The sequence below is a fragment of the Paraburkholderia tuberum STM678 genome, from assembly GCF_902833905.1.
In the GTDB taxonomy this organism is placed as follows: Bacteria; Pseudomonadota; Gammaproteobacteria; order Burkholderiales; family Burkholderiaceae; genus Paraburkholderia; species Paraburkholderia tuberum.
Genome location: NZ_CADFGP010000020.1, coordinates 1 through 20,488, shown reverse-complemented (window position 1 = coordinate 20,488; position 20,488 = coordinate 1). Strand labels below are relative to the sequence as shown.

20 protein-coding genes are annotated in these 20,488 nt (G+C 64.9%); 7 read left to right on the top strand and 13 right to left on the bottom strand.

The genetic code is table 11. The features are described 5' to 3' along the window. Positions 1-69: 69 nt before the first annotated feature. The 4 genes from HWY30_RS18735 (at position 70) to HWY30_RS18720 (ending at position 4,917) form a co-directional block, all read left to right on the top strand. On the top strand, positions 70-1,242 hold the full coding sequence (locus tag HWY30_RS18735; RefSeq protein WP_090802026.1) for a UbiH/UbiF family hydroxylase: 1,173 nt from the start codon (positions 70-72) through the stop codon (positions 1,240-1,242). Positions 1,243-1,467: 225 nt separating this feature from the next. Continuing rightward, complete coding sequence (locus HWY30_RS18730) at positions 1,468-2,193, top strand: DsbC family protein (RefSeq protein ID WP_090802025.1); 726 nt, start codon at positions 1,468-1,470, stop codon at positions 2,191-2,193. 145 nt (positions 2,194-2,338) lie between these two features. Continuing rightward, entirely contained in the window at positions 2,339-4,129 is a 1,791-nt protein-coding gene (locus HWY30_RS18725) for a M61 family metallopeptidase (RefSeq protein WP_090802023.1), read from the top strand. Positions 4,130-4,320: 191 nt separating this feature from the next. After that, on the top strand, positions 4,321-4,917 hold the full coding sequence (locus HWY30_RS18720; protein WP_090802021.1) for an FMN-dependent NADH-azoreductase: 597 nt from the start codon (positions 4,321-4,323) through the stop codon (positions 4,915-4,917). A 126-nt stretch (positions 4,918-5,043) separates the two neighbouring features. Here HWY30_RS18720 and HWY30_RS18715 read toward each other — a convergent pair whose 3' ends face one another. The 8 genes from HWY30_RS18715 to rpe form a co-directional block, all read right to left on the bottom strand. Then, a complete protein-coding gene (locus HWY30_RS18715; RefSeq protein ID WP_090802020.1) occupies positions 5,044-5,859 on the bottom strand; it encodes a uracil-DNA glycosylase in 816 nt (271 codons plus the stop codon). Between the two features lie 85 nt (positions 5,860-5,944). Beyond that, entirely contained in the window at positions 5,945-6,571 is a 627-nt protein-coding gene (locus HWY30_RS18710) for a CYTH domain-containing protein (RefSeq protein WP_090802018.1), read from the bottom strand. A 62-nt stretch (positions 6,572-6,633) separates the two neighbouring features. Further along, on the bottom strand, positions 6,634-7,419 hold the full coding sequence (trpC, locus tag HWY30_RS18705) for an indole-3-glycerol phosphate synthase TrpC (RefSeq protein ID WP_090802017.1): 786 nt from the start codon (positions 7,417-7,419) through the stop codon (positions 6,634-6,636). An 18-nt stretch (positions 7,420-7,437) separates the two neighbouring features. Continuing rightward, entirely contained in the window at positions 7,438-8,469 is a 1,032-nt protein-coding gene (gene trpD / locus HWY30_RS18700; RefSeq protein WP_090805481.1) for an anthranilate phosphoribosyltransferase, read from the bottom strand. Positions 8,470-8,488: 19 nt separating this feature from the next. Continuing rightward, entirely contained in the window at positions 8,489-9,106 is a 618-nt protein-coding gene (locus HWY30_RS18695; protein WP_090802015.1) for an aminodeoxychorismate/anthranilate synthase component II, read from the bottom strand. A 13-nt stretch (positions 9,107-9,119) separates the two neighbouring features. Next, positions 9,120-10,613, bottom strand: coding sequence for an anthranilate synthase component I (gene trpE / locus HWY30_RS18690; RefSeq protein WP_090802014.1), 1,494 nt, complete (start codon positions 10,611-10,613; stop codon positions 9,120-9,122). Positions 10,614-10,989: 376 nt separating this feature from the next. Continuing rightward, entirely contained in the window at positions 10,990-11,706 is a 717-nt protein-coding gene (locus tag HWY30_RS18685) for a phosphoglycolate phosphatase (protein WP_090802012.1), read from the bottom strand. Positions 11,707-11,719: 13 nt separating this feature from the next. Further along, a complete protein-coding gene (rpe, locus tag HWY30_RS18680) occupies positions 11,720-12,403 on the bottom strand; it encodes a ribulose-phosphate 3-epimerase (RefSeq protein WP_018420129.1) in 684 nt (227 codons plus the stop codon). Between the two features lie 327 nt (positions 12,404-12,730). Here rpe and apaG point away from each other — a divergent pair, with 327 nt between their 5' ends. After that, positions 12,731-13,105 (top strand): Co2+/Mg2+ efflux protein ApaG, encoded by a 375-nt coding sequence (gene apaG / locus HWY30_RS18675; protein WP_090802011.1) that lies wholly within the window; start codon positions 12,731-12,733, stop codon positions 13,103-13,105. 145 nt (positions 13,106-13,250) lie between these two features. Here apaG and HWY30_RS18670 read toward each other — a convergent pair whose 3' ends face one another. Next, a complete protein-coding gene (locus tag HWY30_RS18670) occupies positions 13,251-13,412 on the bottom strand; it encodes a hypothetical protein (RefSeq protein ID WP_176078910.1) in 162 nt (53 codons plus the stop codon). 28 nt (positions 13,413-13,440) lie between these two features. On the opposite strand from HWY30_RS18670, the gene mltA reads away from it, so the two are divergent. Beyond that, complete coding sequence (gene mltA / locus HWY30_RS18665; protein ID WP_090805479.1) at positions 13,441-14,559, top strand: murein transglycosylase A; 1,119 nt, start codon at positions 13,441-13,443, stop codon at positions 14,557-14,559. Positions 14,560-14,737: 178 nt separating this feature from the next. Here mltA and paaK read toward each other — a convergent pair whose 3' ends face one another. The 4 genes from paaK to paaN form a co-directional block, all read right to left on the bottom strand. Then, the gene (paaK, locus tag HWY30_RS18660) at positions 14,738-16,042 is read right to left on the bottom strand and encodes a phenylacetate--CoA ligase PaaK (protein WP_090802009.1); all 1,305 of its coding nucleotides are present in this window, start codon (positions 16,040-16,042) and stop codon (positions 14,738-14,740) included. Positions 16,043-16,154: 112 nt separating this feature from the next. Continuing rightward, on the bottom strand, positions 16,155-16,616 hold the full coding sequence (paaI, locus tag HWY30_RS18655) for a hydroxyphenylacetyl-CoA thioesterase PaaI (RefSeq protein ID WP_090802007.1): 462 nt from the start codon (positions 16,614-16,616) through the stop codon (positions 16,155-16,157). Between the two features lies 1 nt (position 16,617). Further along, positions 16,618-17,409, bottom strand: a complete 792-nt coding sequence (paaG, locus tag HWY30_RS18650) for a 2-(1,2-epoxy-1,2-dihydrophenyl)acetyl-CoA isomerase PaaG (RefSeq protein WP_090802006.1) — start codon at positions 17,407-17,409, stop codon at positions 16,618-16,620. Between the two features lie 166 nt (positions 17,410-17,575). Next, complete coding sequence (paaN, locus tag HWY30_RS18645; protein WP_090802004.1) at positions 17,576-19,276, bottom strand: phenylacetic acid degradation protein PaaN; 1,701 nt, start codon at positions 19,274-19,276, stop codon at positions 17,576-17,578. 135 nt (positions 19,277-19,411) lie between these two features. On the opposite strand from paaN, the gene HWY30_RS18640 reads away from it, so the two are divergent. After that, the gene (locus tag HWY30_RS18640; protein WP_090802003.1) at positions 19,412-20,188 is read left to right on the top strand and encodes an enoyl-CoA hydratase; all 777 of its coding nucleotides are present in this window, start codon (positions 19,412-19,414) and stop codon (positions 20,186-20,188) included. The last annotated feature ends 300 nt before the right edge of the window (positions 20,189-20,488 follow it).

Sequence of the window (20,488 nt, the reverse complement as noted above, 5' to 3'; positions counted from 1 at the left end):
CCGCGCACAGCGCCCAACGGCGCGCCCGTCGATCCGTCCCCCGCACCCCCCCGCGGCTATAATGCGCGCATGAACGCACACCACCAGACCTTTGATGCCGCCGTGATCGGCGGCGGGCTCGTCGGCAAGACCGCGGCGCTCGCGCTCACGCAAGCCGGACTGCGCGTCGCACTGCTCGCGCAGCCTTGCGCGGCGCTGCCCGCCGGTGCTGTCTTCGACTCGCGCGTCTATGCGTTGTCGTCGAGTTCGCAGGCCTTGTTCGAACGGCTGCGGGTCTGGCAGGCGCTCGATCACACACGGCTCGGTCCCGTCTACGACATGCGCGTCTATGGCGACGCGCATGCCGAGCTGCATTTCTCGGCGTTTCAGGCATCGGTGCCGCAGCTTGCGTGGATCGTCGAGTCGTCGGTGATCGAGCGCGCGCTCGATGCCGCGCTGCGCTTCCAGCCGAACCTCACGTGGATCGACACGCGCGCGCAGGCGCTCGATTTTTCCGTCGACAACGCGAGCGTCGGCCTCGCGAACGGCAGCGTGCTCGAAGCGGATCTGGTAGTCGGCGCGGACGGCGCGCACTCGTGGGTGCGCGCGCAGATCGGCTCGAAGATGGTGCGCCGCGACTACAGACAGATCGGTGTGGTCGCCAATTTCAAGGCTGCGAAGCCGCACGGCGAAACCGCGTATCAGTGGTTCCGCGACGGCGAGATCATCGCGTTGCTGCCGATGCCGGACGGCCACGTGTCGCTGGTCTGGTCGGCGCGCACCGAACACGCCGAGCAGTTGCTCGCGCTCGATCCCGAGCGGCTCGCCGCCGAAGTCGAGCACGTGAGCGGTGAACAGTTCGGTGCGCTCGACTGCGTGACGCCCGCGCAGGGCTTCCCGCTCGCGTTGCAGACCGTGGACCGGCTCGTCGCCCCGCGGGTCGCGCTGGTCGGCGATGCCGCACATCTGATCCATCCGTTGGCAGGACAGGGCATGAACCTCGGCTTGCGCGACGTCGCCGCGCTCGCGAGCACGATCGGCGGCAAGGAGTCGTTCCGCGATCTCGGCGACATGGTGCTGCTGCGTCGCTACGAACGCGCGCGCCGCGAAGACATTCGCGCGCTGATGATCGCCACCGACGGCCTGCAGAAACTGTTCTCGGTGCCCGGTCCGCTCGCGCGCGCCGTGCGCAATACCGGCATGGCGTTCGTCGGCGCGCAGCCATTCATCAAGCGCTGGCTCGTGTCGGCCGCGCTGGGGTAAACCGCGACGAGGCGTCGGGCGAATAGCCGATGGCCGGTCACCGGCGCCCGGGACAGGTATCATGACCGGATCGAAGCGCTGCGATCCGCCCCTTATCCGACCCCCGATCGAACCTGATCGAGCCTGATCGAGCCTGATCGAGCCTGATCGAACAGATAGGCGGCCGAAACTCGCGGCCGGAACGTAAAAAACGCGCAGGTGCGCGACTGACTCCAGGACTCCAGCATGAAAAAGACCTTCCGCATCGCCGCCGCCGCGCTCGCGATCGGTGCCGCTATGCTCGGCTGCTCGGCGCAGGCCGACCAGACCACCGACAAGCTCAAGGCCACCTTGCAAACCCGTCTTTCCGACGTGACGATCAAAAGCGTGTCGAAGACGCCGATCGCGGGCCTGTACGAAGTGAATCTCGGCACGCAGATCGTCTACAGCGATGCGAGCGGCGACTACCTGATGCTCGGCGACATGGTGGACTCGAAGACGCGCAAGAATCTGACCGAGGCACGCCTGTCGGAAACCAACCGCATCGACTTCGCGAGCCTGCCGTTCGGCAACGCGGTGAAGGTCGTGCGCGGCAACGGCGCGCGCAAGATCGCGGTGTTCTCCGATCCGAACTGCCCGTACTGCAAGCAGCTCGAAAAAACGCTGCTGTCGATCGACAACGTGACGGTCTACACGTTCCTATACCCGGTGCTGTCGCCCGATTCGACGGCCAAGTCGAAGTCGATCTGGTGCTCGGCCGATCGCGCGAAGGCGTGGGAATCGTGGATGCAGGACCGTCAGGCGCCGACCGCCGCCGCCACCTGCGACACCGCCGCGATCGACAAGAACCTCGCGCTCGGCCGTTCGATGAACGTCGAAGGCACGCCGACGGTGTTTCTCGCCGACGGTCGCCGCCTGCCCGGCGCGGTGCCGGCAGATCGGCTCGACAAGGAACTGTCGGCCGTGCACTGAACAGCGCGCTGGCCACAGCGCCACGCCCGCCCCGGGCGCGCAACAGATGCAACGTTCAAACTGAAGGAGGCGCACGCAGCGCCTCCTTTCGCATCGAGCCCCGAACTTCTCCGCCTCACTCTCCTGACACTCCCAAGCGCCGCCGATGAAGCCGATCCGCTACACCATCGTTCCTTGTAACCCCGCCGCCCACCTGTTCGAAGTCACCGTGACCGTCGCCGATCCCGATCCGGCCGGCCAGCGTTTCATGCTGCCGGTGTGGATTCCGGGCAGCTACATGGTGCGCGAGTTCGCGCGCAACATCGTCACGCTGCGCGCGGTGAACGACGCGGGCCGCAAGGTGCGCGTCGAGAAGATCGACAAGCACACGTGGCAGGCCGCGCCGGTCAAGGGAGCCTTGACGCTGCGCTACGAGGTGTACGCATGGGACCTGTCGGTGCGCGCCGCGCATCTGGACGACACGATCGGCTTTTTCAACGGCACCAGCGTGTTCCTGTCGCCGCTCGGCCATGAGGACGCGCAGTGCGTGGTCGATATCCAGAAGCCGCAGGGCGCGGCGTATCGCGGCTGGCGCGTCGCGACCGCGCTGCCGGAAGCGCGCGGCACGAAGCGCTACGGCTTCGGCGAATACCGCGCGCAGAACTACGACGAACTGATCGACCATCCTGTGACGCTCGGGGAATTCGCGCTCGCGACGTTCAAGGCGCACGGCGTGCCGCACGACGTCGTGATCGGCGGTCGCGTGATCGGGCTCGACATGGAGCGTCTGTGCAAGGATCTGAAGCGCATCTGCGAAGCGCAGATCGCGTTGTTCGAACCGAAGTCGAAGAAGGCGCCGGTCGAGCGCTACGTGTTCATGACGCAGGCTGTCACCGACGGTTACGGCGGGCTCGAGCATCGCGCGTCGACCGCGCTGATCTGCAATCGCACCGATCTGCCGGTGCAGGGCCGCGAGCCGATGAGCGAGGGCTACCGGACCTATCTCGGTCTGTGCAGCCACGAGTATTTCCACACGTGGAATGTGAAGCGGATCAAGCCGGCCGAGTTCGCGCCGTATGACCTCGGCGTCGAAAACTACACGTCGATGCTGTGGCTGTTCGAGGGCTTCACGTCGTATTACGACGACCTGATTCTCGTACGCAGCGGCGTGATCTCGCAGGACGACTATTTCGGCCTGGTCGGCAAGGTGATCGGCGGGGTGCAGCGCGGCAGCGGGCGCCTCAAGCAGAGCGTCGCCGAAAGCTCGTTCGATGCGTGGGTCAAGTACTACCGGCAGGACGAGAACGCGCCGAACGCGATCGTCAGCTATTACACGAAGGGCTCGCTGATCGCGCTCGCCTTCGACCTGACGATCCGCGCGCAGACCGGCAACCAGAAATCGCTCGACGACGTGATGCGTCTGCTGTGGAAGCGCTTTGGCCGTGACTTTTATCGAGGCAAGCCGGTCGGCGTCGACGAAAGCGAGATCGAGGCGATTTTCGCGGAAGCGAGCGGCGCGCAACTGGCCGAACTGTTCGCCGAGGGCGTGCGCGGCACGCGCGATCTGCCGCTCGACGCGCTGCTCGCGCCGTTCGGCGTGGCGCTCGCGCCGGACGTCGACAAAAACGGCAAGCCGTCGCTCGGCGTGCGGCTACGCGGCGGCGCGGATTGCGCGCTCGCGACCGTGCACGAGGGCAGCGCCGCGCAGAAGGCCGGCCTCTCCGCTGGCGACGTGCTGATCGCGATCGATGGTCTGCGCGTGACCGGCGGGAATATCGATGCTCTGCTGTCGCGCTATCAGCCGGGCGCGAAAGTCGACGTGCACGCGTTCCGCCGCGACGAGCTGCGCGTCACGCAGGTGAAGCTCGACGGTCCCGAAGTGGCGCGCTACAAGCTCACGGTCAGCGATCACCGTCCCGCCGCGCGCAAAGCCCTTGAGCGCTGGCTGACGAAGTGATCGGCGTGGTGGTGGGCCGCACCGGGCGGTCCACCGATCGTCGCCTGTCCCGTCGTCAATCGACGGAGGAGGGCGGTGGATTGTTCTACCCATGCAACAATCCTTCGCCGCCGGACGGCTTTTTCGCCGGCCGGTAAAAAAACACAATGACTTCACTCGCGCAACACTGCGCGCCCCTACTGGAGTCAACCATGACCACGATCCTGCAAATCAACTCGGCAGCCCGTTCGCAAGGCGCGAACTCGACGCTTCTCGTCAACGAGCTGACGGAAAAGCTGCAACAGTCGAATCCGGGCGCGCAAGTCGTCGTCCGTAATCTGCAAGCCGAACCGCTGCCGCACCTCGACGACGCCGTGCTCGGCGCGTTCTTCACGCCGGCCGACCAGCGCACCCCGGAACAGGCCGCGATCGCCGCACGCAGCGAAGCGCTGATCGCCGAACTGCAAGCCGCCGACGTCATCGTGATCGGTGCGCCGATGTACAACTTCGGCATCTCGTCGCAACTGAAGACGTACTTCGACTTCATCGCACGTGCGGGCATCACGTTCCGTTACACCGCGAACGGCCCGGAAGGCCTCGTGACGGGCAAGAAGGTCCACGTCGTGTCGGCGCGCGGCGGCAAGTATCTCGGCACGCCGAACGATAGCCAGACGCCGTACCTGAAGAGCTTCCTCGGCTTCCTCGGCCTAACCGACGTGAACTTCATCTACGCCGAAGGCCTGAACATGGGCCCGGACGCCGCGAACGCCGCGCTGAGCTCGGCACGCGAAGCGATCGCCGCGGTTTAAGCGGGTTTGTCCTGCCGCATTGCGCAGCTTCGATGCGGCGCGAGCGGTGAAAAGAATAACGCCGCGGATGGGTTCACCCTCCGCGGCGTTTTCGTTGTGTATCGCAATCTTCTGACGACGACGCTCTCACGCAAGCATTTGCGCGTCGTCCGGTAGACGCCAGTCGATCGGCTCCCGGCCGTGCTGCAACAGATATTCGTTCGCCTTCGCGAAATGCCCGCAACCGAGAAAGCCGCGATGCGCGGACAGCGGCGACGGATGCGGCGCCTCCAGCACATAGTGCGACTTGCCGCCGAGTAACGCGCGCTTCGCCTGCGCATGCGCGCCCCACAGCATGAAGACGAGGTTCTGATGCCGCGTCGCGAGTTCGTGGATCAGCGTGTCGGTACATTTCTCCCAGCCGCGTTTCGCGTGGCTCGCGGCGCTGTCGCGCTCGACGGTCAGCACCGTGTTCAGCAGCAGCACGCCCTGTTTGGCCCAGCTGTCGAGGCAACCGTGCTGCGGCGTCTGGTGCCCGAGACTCGCGGCGATTTCCTTGAAGATGTTGCGCAGCGACGGTGGCGGCCGCACGTGCGGCGCGACCGAAAACGCGAGACCGTGCGCCTGCGGCGTGCCGCGGTCTTCGCCGTGGTACGGGTCCTGGCCGAGGATGACGACTTTCACTTCGTCGGGGCTCGTCAGGCGGAGCGCGCGGAACACGTCGGCCGGATAGATCGTTTTGCCGGCGGCACGCTCACCGTCGACGAAGCGGCACAGCGGCGCGTAGGTGTCGCTGTCGATGAAGGGTTTCAGGTGCGCGCGCCAGGCCGCGGGTAGCGCGGCGAATTGTGCTTCGAGCGTGGGCGGGGCGGTGGTGGGGGCGGCGGAGGCCGGGGCGGGCGCGACATCGTCGAACAGCGATGCCTGCGGCAAACTGGAGCGGGTGCGGGAAGCGGAGGTCATGGCGGGGAAGTGTCGCAGCAAACGCGGACTAGCTCAAGTTGCGGCAAGCGAGCGCATGAGGTGCGGCGGGTTTCGGGCAACGCGCTCACCTGGCGCGCAACCGATACCCGCGCTGCGCCTTGCTGATGTCATCCGGCGCGAGGCCGGCAATCCGTTTGCCGAGTTCGGCGGCGAGCGTGTGAAGCGCCGCTTCGTCGCCCGATTTCAGTTCGAGCTCGATCTCCGAGATCGGCGCGCGGCGCGCTTCATCGTCGACTTCGGCAAGCACGTCGCCCTGATCGATCGCCGCCTCGATCTGAGCGCCGTCGGAGTCGAGCAGCCATAGCGTGCGCGTGAAATTGGTGTGGAACAGCTCGATCAGCGCAGGCGCGGCCTGTTTCAGTGCATCCGCGGCGGCGGGTTCGTCGCAAGCGCTCAGCAACGATTCGATTTCGAGCTTCGCGCCCGCGACCGGCAATTCCCATTCGTGCCGGCTATGCAAGCCGTTCGTCGCCGTGCCGACCGTCTTGAAGGTCTGCAGCCAGCCGTCCGGGGTCTGCCGTAGACGCAACGCGCTCTTTGACGACGCCAGCGTCAACTGCGGCGTATCGAAGTAAATGTTCACGAGCTTGATCGCGCGTCCGTTCTTGCCGGCGCGCGCGGCGAACCACTGCGTCGCCGCCTGCACCTGCGAAGCCGGCAGCGCCAGCTTGATTTCGCGTTCCATGCCCATGCTGGGTGTCCTCGTTGCGTGGATTTCTCTGCGCCCGATACGCGGATACGTCGATACGACGCTCAGAAAAACATCCGCGCGAGTTCCACGCCCGGCTCGTCCGCGCGCATGAACGCTTCGCCGACGAGGAAGGTATGCACGTTCCGCGCGCGCATGCGCTCGACGTCGTCGCGCGACAGGATGCCCGATTCGGTCACGACGATGCGATCGTCGGGAATCGCGTCGAGCATGCCGAGCGTCGTGTCGAGCGAGGTTTCGAAGGTGCGCAGATTGCGGTTGTTGATGCCGATCAGTGGCGTCTTCAGCGTCAGCGCTTCCTTGAGTTCATCGCTGTCGTGCACTTCGACGAGCACCGCGAGCCCCAGCGAATGCGCGAGCGCTTCGAGGTCCTGCATCTCGGCGGTTTCGAGCGCGGCGGCGATCAGCAGGATCGCGTCGGCCCCCATCGCGCGTGCTTCGACAACCTGATACGGATCGACGATGAAGTCCTTGCGTATCACCGGCAACTGGCACGCGGCGCGCGCTTGCTGCAGATAGGCGACGCTGCCCTGGAAGAACTGCACGTCGGTCAGCACGGACAGACACGCCGCGCCGTGCTTCTCGTACGAACGCGCGATGTCGGCCGGCACGAAGTGCTCGCGCAGCACGCCCTTCGACGGGCTCGCCTTCTTCACTTCGGAGATCACCGCGGCGAGACCCGCCGTGTGCTTGGCGCGCAATGCGCCGACGAAGTCGCGGAGATCGCGCGACGACGCTTCGAGCCGCAGTTCTTCGAGCGGCACGCTTTGCTCGGCCGCCCGGACTTCTTCGCGTTTGACCGCGATGATGCGGTCGAGGATGTCGCTCATGAATGTCTCGCTACGTGATTACTGCTTGAATTGCTGGGTGAAGCGCACTAGTTCGTCGACCTTCGCGCGTGCCTTGCCGCTCGCGATCGCTTCGCGCGCGAGCTCGATGCCGTCCGCGATCGTGGCCGCGACGTTCGCCGAATAGAGTGCCGTGCCGGCGTTCAGCGTGACGATTTCCCGCGCGACGCCGGGCTTGTTGCTGAGCGCGTCGAGCAGCATGACCTTCGACTCGCCCGCGTCGGCGACTTTGAGCGTGCGGTTCGACACCATCTGCATGCCGAAGTCTTCCGGATGGATCTCGTACTCGCGGATCTCGCCGTCGCGCAACTCGCCGACCAGCGTGGCGCCGCCGAGCGACACTTCGTCCATGCCGTCCATCCCGTACACGACGAGCACGTGTTTGGCGCCGAGGCGCTGCATCACGCGCACCTGAATGCCGACGAGGTCGGGGTGAAACACGCCCATCAGCTGATTCGGCGCGCCGGCCGGATTGGTGAGCGGCCCGAGGATATTGAAGATCGTGCGGATGCCGAGTTCCCGGCGTACCGGCGCGACGTTTTTCATCGCCGGATGATGGTTCGGCGCGAACATGAAGCCCATGCCCGTTTCCGCAATCGATGCCGCGACCTGCTCCGGCTGCAGATCGATGTTGACGCCGAGCGCTTCGAGCACGTCCGCGCTGCCCGACTTGCTCGATACGCCGCGATTGCCGTGCTTTGCGACCTTCGCGCCCGCCGCGGCCGACACGAACATCGTCGCGGTGGAAATGTTGAACGTGTGCGCGCCGTCGCCGCCGGTGCCGACGATATCGACGAAGTTCGAGTTGTCCTGCACGTCGACGTGCCGGGCAAATTCACGCATCACCGTCGCGGCCGCGGTGATTTCGCCGATGGTCTCTTTTTTGACGCGCAGGCCGGTGATGATCGCCGCCGACATCACGGGCGAGAGTTCGCCGCGCATGATGAGGCGCATCAGGTGCAGCATTTCGTCGTGAAAAATCTCGCGGTGCTCGATGGTCCGCTGCAAGGCTTCCTGGGGCGTAATGGACATGATCTCGTCTCCCTTTGTGTCAGGCATTGCGGGACGCCGCGTGACTCGAGGCCTTGCCGGCGACGGCGAGCTTCGACTGCTTGACGAAGTTTTCGAGCAGCGCGTGGCCGTGTTCGGACAGGATCGATTCCGGGTGGAACTGCACGCCTTCCACGGCCAGTTCCTTGTGGCGCACGCCCATGATTTCGCCGTCTTCAGTCCATGCCGATACTTCGAGGCAGTCGGGCAGCGATTCGCGTTCGATCGCGAGCGAGTGGTAGCGCGTCACCGTGAAATGCTTCGGCAGGTCTTCGAATACGCCCTTGCAGTCGGTTTCGATCGTGCTGACCTTGCCATGCATGATGGTCTGCGCGCGCACGACGCGGCCGCCGAACGCCTCGCCGATCGCCTGATGGCCGAGGCACACGCCGAGAATCGGCGTCTTGCCGGCGAATTCGCGCAGCACGTCGAGCGTGATGCCCGCGTGTTGCGGATTGCTCGGGCCCGGCGACAGGCAGATGCGCTCGGGGTTCAGCCTGGCGATTTCGTCGAGCGTGATTTCGTCGTTGCGATAGGTGCACACGTCTTCGCCGAGTTCGCCGAAGTACTGCACCAGGTTGTAGGTGAACGAGTCGTAGTTGTCGATCATGAGCAGCATGGTGTGTCTCCGGTCAGAAGTCGCTATCGAGGCCGTCCTGGACCTGCTCGGCGGCGCGCATTACCGCGCGTGCCTTGTTCTCGGTCTCCTGCCATTCGGATTCGGGCACCGAATCGGCGACCACGCCCGCGGCCGCCTGCACATACAGATTGCCGTTCGCGATCACGCCGGTGCGGATCGTGATGGCCAGATCCATCTCGCCGGTGAACGACAGATAGCCGACCGCCCCGCCGTACAGGCCGCGCTTGACGGGCTCGAGCTCGTCGATCAGCTCCATCGCGCGGACCTTCGGCGCGCCCGACAGCGTGCCGGCCGGGAAGGTGGCGCGCAGCACGTCGAAATTGGTCATGTCGTTCTTGAGCTTGCCTTCGACCGAGCTGACGATGTGCTGCACGTGCGAGTACTTCTCGATCACCATCTTGTCGGTCACGACCACCGAGCCGATCTGCGCGATGCGGCCGACGTCGTTGCGCGCGAGGTCGATCAGCATCACATGCTCGGCGATTTCCTTCGGATCGTTCAGCAGCTCGGTAGCGAGCGCGGCATCGCGCTCGGGCGTGTTGCCGCGCGCACGGGTGCCGGCCAGCGGGCGGATCGTGACGATACGGTCCTCGCCGCGCTTTTCCTGGCGCACCAGAATCTCCGGCGACGCACCGACCACGTGGAAGTCGCCGAAGTTGTAGTAGTACATGTACGGCGACGGATTCAGCGAGCGCAGCGCGCGATACAGCGACAGCGGATTGTCGCGGTACGGCTTGATCAGGCGCTGGCCGACCTGCACCTGCATCAGTTCGCCGGCGGCGACGTATTCCTTCGCCTTGCGCACGGCCGCCAGGTAATCGTCTTTCGCGAACTCGCGGTAGATCTCGGTGCGTACGCTGGCCGACACGACGGGCGGCTCGACGGTGACGCGCAGCCGCTGGCGCAGTTCGCGCAGACGGTGCTTCGCTTTCGTGTAGGCCTCAGCCTGGGTCGGGTCGGCGTAGACCACCAGATAGAGCTTGCCGGCGAGGTTGTCGATGACCGCGACTTCCTCGGTCAGCAGCAGCTGGATGTCGGGCAGATTGAGGTCGTCTTTCGGCGCGCTGTGCGCGAGCTTCTTCTCGATGTAGCGCACCGCGTCATAGCCGAAGTAGCCGGCGAGACCGCCGGTGAAGCGCGGCAGCCCCGGGCGTTGCGCGACCTTGAAGCGCGCCTGGAATTGCTGGATGAACGCGAGCGGATCGCCGTCGTGCGTCTCGACGACCTTGCCGTCGCGGACCACTTCCGACACGCCGTTGCGCGTGCGCATGAGAGTCCGCGCCGGCAGGCCGATGAACGAATAACGCCCGAAGCGTTCGCCGCCGACCACCGACTCCAGCAGGAACGAGTTCGCGCCGTTGCGCTCGGTCTGCGCGAGCTTCAGGTACAGCGACAGCGGCGTCTCGAGGTCGGCGAGCGCTTCGGCGATCAGCGGGATGCGGTTGAAACCCTCGTTGGCGAGGGACTGGAATTCGAGTTCGGTCATGTTCCGATCCTGTACGGTGGTCCGGCGGCAGCAAGCGTCGGGCAAAGCGGGGCTAAGCGCCTCCGGTCAGGGCGTGGGTCGACGTTCTCGACACAATGATACCGACCGGCGCGGGTCTTCCATCGGCGCGTGCTAGCGGTGCGGGTGAGCAACGGTACCTTGCGGGTACGCGCAGGCTCAATCAGCCGATGCAGCTGCGCAAAAACAGATCGATGGAAAAAGCGCGTGAGCGCAGCGAAGTAAAAAACGGTTGCCGAAGACGAGCTTCAGCGTACCTCAGGCGAGGTTAGCGCGACCAGCGACGCCAGGGCCAGGCTCCCCGGTCGATGCTAATCAGACTCCGTTTTTTATTCAGAAACATGAGGATGAAGGACTGTTAAGTCGTGGATTGATGCGCTGCGATCGCCCTGGCGGCGTCGAGCAGCGAGGCAACTATACCATCGGATTTTATCGTTTGTATAGCTTGGCCGTGGTTGTACCCGTAGGGCACGGTCAGCGTCGCCATGCCGGCCGCGCGGCCCGCCAGCGCGTCGTTTTCCGAGTCGCCGATCGCCACCGTGGCGCTCGGCTCGACGCCGAGCTGCGCGGCGGCGGTCAGCATCGGAAGCGGGTCCGGTTTCTTTTTCGCGAGACTGTCGCCGCCGAGCACGACGCTGAAATACGGTGCAAGCCGGTACTGCTGCAGCAATTCGAGCGCGAAGCGGTGCGGCTTGTTGGTCACGCAGGCGAGCTTCAGGCCCGCGTCGCGCAGCGCGCGCAGACCGGCCTCGACGTCTGGATAAAGCCGCGTGTGCACGCCGTTGATCTTCGCGTACTCGGCCTGATAGATCGCGAGCGCTTCGTCGAAGCGCTCTTGCGCGTGCTCGGCTTCGAAGCGCGGCGCAAGCACGCTGCGGATCAGATGCTCCGAACCCTTGCCGACGTAGCCGACCACTTCCTCGCGCGTCGTTTCCTCCGCGTCGAGCTGAGCGAGCATACCGTTCAGGCCGGCGGTGAAGTCGTCGGCCGTGTCGATCATCGTGCCGTCGAGGTCGATGATCGCGGCTTCGAGGCGCGCGCCGGTAAACGTCGGGGAGGGATACGAAGTGGTCATGAGGCGCTGGTTTTTAACGCTGGACGGTCGCGAGGGCGGCGCGCATCTTGTCGATCACGACCTTGTGATCGGGCTGGCCAAAGATCGCCGAGCCGGCCACGAACGTGTCCGCGCCGGCCGCCGCGATTTCCGCGATGTTGTCGACCTTCACGCCGCCGTCCACTTCGAGGTGGATGTCGCGGCCGGTGCGCTCGGTGTACGCGTCGATGCGTTTGCGCGCTTCGCGCAGCTTGTTGAGCGCCTCGGGGATGAACGACTGGCCGCCGAAGCCCGGGTTCACCGACATGATCAGCACGAGGTCGACCTTGTCCATCACATGATCGAGATAGTTCAGCGACGTCGCCGGATTGAACACGAGGCCGGCCTTGCAGCCGTGGTCGCGGATCAGCGACAGCGTGCGGTCGATGTGATCCGACGCTTCCGGGTGAAAGCTGATCAGGTTCGCGCCGGCTTTCGCGAAGTCCGGCACGATGCGGTCGACGGGACGCACCATCAGGTGCACGTCGATTGGCACGTCCACGTGCGGGCGGATCGCTTCGCATACGAGCGGGCCGATGGTCAGGTTCGGCACGTAGTGGTTGTCCATCACGTCGAAGTGGATCCAGTCGGCGCCGGCGGCGACGACGTTGCGGACTTCTTCGCCCAGGCGGGCGAAGTCGGCGGAGAGAATGCTGGGGGCGATGCGAAATTGCGTCATGACAGGGGCCGATGCAAGCGGGAAAGCGCCATTTTACCGGTTTTGCGCGTGCAGACCGGGGTGCTGGCCGCGGTTGGCGTGGCGGAATCGCGCGATGAAACTTCGCAAAGTGCCGGCGCAAAAACGACATGGAGACTGGGCGCGGCAAAGCAGCCGTGTCCCAACGTCTTAGACACTGCTGGCCGAAAGGCGTATCCGGTTGCGGCCATGCCGCGCATCAAGCAGAATGCCATTCCATGAGCGCCGCATCGCCGCTGCACCCGCAGACCATTGGCGTTCGGGCCTTCCACGATTTTTCACAGCCCGTTTGATCAGATCGGAATCAGGATGAGCCAGTACGAATTCAGCGTCTCGGCGCAGGTGCACTACCTGCCCGAAGAATCGGACCCGGAGCGTCGCCAGTACGCCTTTGCCTACACGCTGACCATCCGTAACATCGGCCAGGTGCCCGCACAGTTGATCGCGCGTCACTGGATCATCACCGACAGCGAAAACACCGTCCAGGAAGTCAAAGGTCTGGGCGTGGTCGGTCATCAGCCGCTGCTCAAGCCGGGCGAGCATTTCGAATACACGAGTTGGGCAGTGATCGCGACGCCGGTCGGCACGATGCGCGGCGATTACTTCTGCGTGGCGGAGGATGGTGAGCGCTTCGAGGCGCCGGTGCCGGAGTTCGTGTTGCGCATGCCGCGAACGTTGCATTGAACCGGCGCGGTGTTGCGCGGTCGTTAACGAGTTCGTATCGGCGCGCGGCGCAGCGGGCAGTTGAGTGGGTGGTTGGATGAGCGCTCAGACGAGCGCTTGATGCACGAGGGGTTGCGCGGTTCCGTATGCAACCCGGCGGTCAGGGTCACTGCGGCTTTTGCTGTTGGGACCGTTCTGCCGGCTTGGCACGTCTCGCTTTTTTCTTGCCAGACGACGTCCACACAACGATAAAGACGAGCAGGAACAGCGCGAGCAGCGATTCCAGCGCGAAGATGAGCATCGGGTATTCGTCAAACAAATCAGACATGGCGGTTTCCATCAAGAACGAACATTGTATGCGTTTTGTCCGCCGAGCCGGCGCGTGGGTCAGTGCATTGTCGGTTGCGGTGTTGCTTGCCTCCTGCGGCGGCGGCGGCGCGCTCCGGCCTTCGCCGCCGAGCGGCGCGGCGATCATCCCCGGCCAGATCGCGTCGTCGCGCTTGACCGCGGTTGCGTGGCAGCAGGTGCCGGGCTGGCAGGACGACTCGCTGATCGGCGCGACGGCCGCGTTGCGGCAAAACTGCACGAGGCTCGCGCGTCAGCCGAACTGGTCGCGTGCATGCGCGGCCGCCGCGCAAATCGACGATCTCGACGTCACCGGCGCGCGCGCCTTCTTCGAAGCCTACTTCACGCCGTTCCAGCTCGCGAATAGCGACGGCACGCTCGACGGTCTGGTCACCGGTTACTACGAGCCCCTGCTGCGGGGCTCGCGCACGCGGCATGGGGTATATCAGACCGCGCTGTACCGCTGGCCCGCCGGCTATCGCGCGGGGGCGCCGTTGCCGGCGCGCGCCCAACTCGAACGCTCGGGCGCGCTCAGCGGCAACGAACTCGTGTGGGTCGACGACCCGATCGAAGCATTCTTTTTGCAGGTGCAGGGCTCCGGGCGCATCGTGATGGAAGACGGCAGTGTGATGCGCGTCGGCTTTGGCGGTACCAACGATCAGCCGTACAAGTCGATCGGGCGCTGGCTGCTCGATCATGGCGAGATCACACCCGCGCAGGCGACGATGCAGGGCATCAAGGCATGGGCACGCGCGAATCCGACGCGCGTCGATGGATTGCTCGACACCAATCCGCGCTTCGTGTTTTTTCGCGAGATGCCGTCGGCCGAAAGTATGCCGAGCGGCGGCGCGGACGGCCCGATCGGCGCGCTCGGCGTGCCGCTGACGCCGGAGCGCTCGATTGCGGTCGACCCGAGCGCGATTCCGCTCGGCACGCCGGTGTTCCTGCAGACCACACGGCCGCTGACGAACTCGCCGATGAACCGCCTCGTGTTCGCGCAGGACACGGGCACCGCGATCAAAGGCGGCGTGCGCGCCGACTACTTCTGGGGCCTCGGCGACGGTGCCGGTGATCTGGCTGGCAAGATGAAGCAGGGTGGCCGGATGTGGTTGCTGCTGCCGAATTCGTGAGGCGGTGGGGCGCAGGCGGAAGCGTGACTGCCGTTTGAGTTACGGCGGTTTTCGGGAGGCGGGTTGGAGGCTGCCGCGAAGCCGCTAATAGAAGTCGTGGAAATCGGCGTCACGTTCGGATCAGGATCCGTGCGTGACGCCGTTTTTTGTTGGGCTCTTACGCTGCGCGTTGCCTGACTTAGAGCCCCGAACTGCGCTTGTCGACCACCCGCCGCGCCTTGCCCACCGAGCGCTCGATCCCATTCACGGCCAGCACGTTCACCACCGCGCTTACGCCAATCAGCGCCTTGATGTCGTACGCCAGCGCGTTTTTCGCGGTGGTTAGCGCGGAAATATCCGGCGCGCTTTCGGGGCACGGTTCGACGTTCAGCGTCAACACGTCGAGCGGCCCTTCCTTCGTCAGTACGATCTGATAGTGCGGCGCGAGCGCGTGCTGCTTGAGCAGCAACTCTTCGATCTGCGTCGGGAACACATTGACGCCACGGACGATCATCATGTCGTCCGAGCGGCCCGTGATTTTTTCCATACGCCGCATCGTGCGGGCGCTGCCCGGCAGCAGGCGCGTGAGATCGCGCGTGCGGTAGCGGATGATCGGCAGCGCTTCTTTAGTCAGCGACGTGAACACGAGTTCGCCGAGTTCGCCATCGGGCAGCACCTCGCCCGTTTCGGGGTCGATGATCTCGGGATAGAAATGGTCTTCCCAGATCGTCGGGCCGTCTTTGGTCTCGATGCACTCCGAGGCGACGCCCGGGCCCATCACTTCGGAGAGACCGTAGATGTCGACCGCGTCGATGCCCATGCGTTTTTCGATCGCCTCGCGCATTTCGTTGGTCCACGGCTCAGCGCCGAAGATGCCGATGCGTAATGAGCAGCTAGCCGGGTCGATACCCTGGCGCTCGAGTTCGTCGGCGATCGACAGCATGTAGCTCGGTGTCACCATGATGATGTCCGGCCGGAAGTCCTGGATCAGCTGCACCTGCTTTTCGGTCTGACCACCGCCGAACGGAATCACGGTGAGCCCCGCGCGCTCGGCGCCGTAATGCGCGCCGAGGCCGCCCGTGAAGAGGCCGTAGCCGTAGCTCACGTGCACCTTGTCGCCGCGCTTCGCGCCGGCGGCGCGTATCGAACGGGCGACGAGATTCGCCCACGTGTCGATGTCGCGCGCCGTATAGCCGACGACGGTCGGCTTGCCGGTCGTCCCAGACGATGCATGGATTCGCGAAATCTGCTCCGGCGGCACCGCGAACATGCCGAACGGATAGTTGTCGCGCAAATCCTTCTTCGTCGTGAACGGAAAGCGCGCGAGGTCCGCGAGCGACTTGACATCGCCCGGATGAACACCGGCTTCGTCGAACTTGCGCCGGTACACCGGCGAATCTTCATACGCATGGGTGAGTGACCATTTGAGCCGTTCAAGTTGGAGCGCGGCGAGCTCGTCGCGGCTGGCGGTCTCGATCGGATCGAGCGGAAGAGCGGTGCTCATCGAATGTCTCCTTGCTGCCTCAGTATCTGAGTTTGATATGTAACGCGTTGGCGTCAGAGAGCCGCGCAGACAGCTGTCCGCGAGGGCGGCTCTGGCTTGCCGCCGCTCAATGTCAGTCGCCGGTGGGAATCAGGTTGCCCCTGATTTGCGCCGACTTGCCGCGAAACATCGCGACGGTCTCGCCGGCGCGATTCGTGACGCGAATATCGTAGATGCCAGTGCGCCCGCTCGATGTCTGCTCGACCGCTTCGGCGCTCAGCACGTCGCCGCCGTAGACCGGCCGGAGGTATTCAATCGAGCAGCCGGCGGCAACCGTATTGATGTTGTAAGTGTTGCAGGCGAACGCGAAGGTCGAATCGGCGAGCGTGAAGATCAGGCCGCCGTGGCAGATCTGATGGCCGTTCAGGAAGTCGTCGCGCACCGCCATGCGCAGCCGCGCATAGCCGGGGCGCACTTCGAGAATCTCGAGCCCGAGCGCGCGACTGCAGGCGTCGTTTTCGTACATCGCGGCAGCTGTCGCGCGGGCGAGTTCGTCGGCAGTCATCTGGTCGGGGCGGGTGGTTTGCGTGGACATCTCAACGCCCCTCGAAGCGCGGCGCGCGCTTTTCGATAAATGCCTGCACGCCTTCCGCGTAATCGTGCGAGGCGCCTAGTTGGCGCTGCAGATCACGCTCGAGATCGAGCTGCTGGTCGAGCGTTTGCGTTGTGCCGGCACGCATCGCCTGCTTGATCGCGGCGATCGCGCGCGTCGGTTGCTGGGCAAGCTGGGCCGCGAGTTTTGCCGCGGCCGGAGCCAGTTCGGCGTCGTCGAGCGCTTGCCAGATCAAGCCCCAGCTTTCGGCTGTGTCGGCGCTGAGCTTGTCGCCGGTGATCGCGAGGCCGAGCGCGCGTGCCATGCCAACGCGTTGCGGCAGGAACCACGTCCCGCCCGAATCCGGCACGAGGCCGATCTTCACGAACGCTTGGATGAAACTCGCGGAGCGAGCTGCGAGCACCAGGTCGCAGGCCAACGCGAGATTGGCGCCCGCGCCGGCGGCCGTGCCGTTGACCGCGGCGATCACCGGAAACGGTAGCGCTTGCAGACGGCGGATCAACGGATTGAAGTATTCATCGATGACGGCGCCGAGGTCGGTCATCGCGCCGGGCGTGAAATCGAGGTCGGCGAGATCCTGGCCGGCGCAGAAGCCGCGTCCCGCGCCGGTGAGCACGAGCGCACGGGCGCCGGACTTTTCGACCTGGTCGAGTGCCGCGCCGAGTTCCTGATGCATCGCGCGCGTGAAGCTGTTGAGCTTGTCCGGGCGGTTCAGCGTGATGGTGGCGACGTGGCTCGATGAGTCGATGTCCAGCCGGATCGCTTCATATGACATGGGGTGTCTCCTCAAACTCTCTTTGGCCGATGGGCACGGTCGCTCGACTAGCGTCGGCGCGTGATGCCGATCCGATGTCTGATGTTAGTCAGAGCGCACGACTCGGTCCATCCGCCGAACGGCATAGGACGAAGTCGTGCGTTGTGCTGAAGCCTTCTTATGCCGTTCAGCCAGCTACCGCGGGCGCCGCTTTCGGTTCAACATGAACGCGGCTTTGAACGACGCGGAAGCGGTTGGCGACGAAAGCGGCATCGGCAAGCGCGGCATTCGCGGCCGGGTTGGCGCCGGTGCCGTGAAAGTCCGAAAAAGCCGCGGACTGGTTGACGAACACGCCACCGGTCAGGTTGATCGACAGTGCGACGCCGCCGCGAATCGACGCTTCGTGCGCGGCGTCGAGCACGGCGTCGTCCGTGCTGTAGACCGCCAGCGTTAGCGCGCCGTGCTCGGTAGCAATGTCGCCAGCGAGGTCGAGTGACTGCGCGGTCGAGTCCGTCGCGATGACGAACGAGATCGGCCCGAACCATTCTCTCGTGAACTGGGCGCGGTCGGTCGAGGCGTCGAGTTCCAATACGAGCGGTGTGCGCACGCGAGCGCCCGGAAAGGACGGATGGTCGAGCGTCTGGCTCGCGACGAGAACGCGACCGAGCCCGGCGGCTTCGTCGATGCGCTGCACGACGCCTTCGTTCTGGATCGCGCCGAGCAGTTCGACGGCGCGGGCCGGATCGGCGACGAGCTTTTGCACCGCGCCGGCAAGCGCCTGGGAGACATCGTCAAAGCTGAGCGTGCCTTCCGCGGTGCGAATGCCGTCTCGCCGTACGTAGATATTTTGCGGCGCGGTGCACATCTGGCCTGAGTACAGCGCCAGCGAGAACGCGATGTTGCGCGCGGCCGCCTTGATGTCGTCGACCGAGTCGATGACGATCTGATTGACGCCAGCTTTTTCGGTGTAGACCTGCGCGTGGTGCGCGTTGCGCTCGAGCCAGGTGCCGTTCTGGGTGCTGCCCGTGAAGTCGATCAGTTTGATCTCGGGGCGCTGGGCCAGTTGCTGGACGAGGGCGCCGTCGTTCGGGGCGGTGGCCAGCAGCGTGACGACGTTCGGATCGAAGCCCGCTTCGCGCAACACGTCACGCGCGATGCGCACGGTCAGCGCGAGCGGCAGGATCGCGCCCGGATGCGGCTTGACGATCACCGTGTTGCCGGTGGCCAGATCGGCGAACAGGCCCGGATAGCCGTTCCACGTCGGGAATGTGCAGCAGCCGAGCACGAGGCCGATGCCGCGCGGCACGACGGTGTAGCGCTTGTGCATCGCGAGCGGCGGGTTTTTGCCTTGCGGCTTTTCCCAGTGCGCGTCGGCGGGAATACGGCGCAGCTGATCCCAGGCATACGCGACCGCTTCGAGCGCGCGATCCTGCGCGTGTGGGCCCCCTGCCTGGAAGGCCATCATGAACGCCTGACCGGTCGTGTGCATCACGCTGTAGCCGAGCTCGAAGCTGGCGCGATTCAGGCGCGCGAGGATTTCGAGGCTCACGCCGATCCATGCCTGCGAGCCGGCGGCGCGCCAATCGCGTTGCGCCGCGGCAGATGCGGCGATGAGCGCGCTCGGGTCGGCTTTCGGGTAACGCACGCCGAGCTGGAAGCCGAACGGCGAAACCTCTGCGCCGACGGTCTCTCCCGTCGACGGTTGGTCCAGGTCGAACGTTTTGTCTAGAAGCGCCTTGAACGCGGCTTCGCCGTCCGCGTTGGCTGTTTCCCCGTACACTTTCGGACTGGGCATCTCGACGAACGGGCTCCAGTAGCCGCGCGTTTCGAGCGCGGCGAGCGCTTTGTGCAGCGTGTCTTCGTGCTTGGTGAATAGCGGATGTGTCATGGCAAAGAGGCTCGGCTATACGTTGGGGAAATACCTGTCGAATAATTGACCGACCGGTTGGTTGGGGAATGGTAGCATCACCACGGACGATGCGCGAAGCGTTTTTCGCGTGCGATTAACCCTTATGGAGGCGGCATGGCTTACGAAAACATTCTGGTTGAGACGCGGGGACGGGTCGGACTGATTACGCTCAACCGTCCGAAGGCTCTGAATGCACTGAACGACGCGCTGATGGACGAACTAGGCGCAGCGTTGCGCGAGTTCGACGGCGACGAGTCGATTGGCGCAATCGTCGTGACGGGCAGCGAGAAAGCGTTCGCGGCGGGTGCGGACATCGGGATGATGGCGTCGTACTCCTATATGGATGTCTACAAGGGCGACTACATCACGCGCAATTGGGAAACGGTTCGCTCGATCCGTAAGCCGATCATTGCCGCGGTGGCGGGCTTCGCGCTCGGCGGCGGCTGCGAACTGGCGATGATGTGCGACATCATTTTCGCCGCCGACACGGCGAAGTTCGGTCAACCGGAAATCAAGCTCGGGATCATGCCGGGCGCGGGCGGCACGCAGCGCTTGCCGCGGGCGGTGTCAAAAGCGAAGGCGATGGACCTCTGTTTAACCGCCCGTTTCATGGATGCCGCCGAAGCGGAGCGCGCCGGACTGGTTTCGCGCGTGATCCCGGCGGCATCGCTGCTTGACGAAGCGGTCGGCGCGGCCGCCACCATTGCGGAATTCCCGCTGCCGGCGGTGCTGATGGTCAAGGAGTCGGTCAACCGAGCCTTTGAAACGACGCTCGCGGAGGGCGTGCATTTCGAGCGCCGCCTGTTCCATTCGCTCTTCGCCACCGAAGACCAGAAAGAGGGCATGGCCGCGTTCGTGGAGAAGCGCAAACCGATTTTCAAGCACCGTTAATACGCTTGTCAAAATATCGCTTGCAAGTCCCGATGTCGGCGACTAGAATTCCGCACTTTCGTGCTCCGGACGCCGGGGTGCGGAGAAGCGGGAAGCCTTTGATGGCGTGGGCGTGGGCAGGTTAGGCGAGTGATAAAAACCTGTTGACGATCCGACGGAAGTTCTCCATAATCCCGTTTCTCTGCTGCAGACGCAGCGACGCAAACGAAGCAGTGCCGGGTAGTGGTGGTTCAGGCGCGGCGGGTTTGGCGGACCGATCTTTAAAAACTAACAGTCGATAAGTGTGGGCGCTTGATGCGG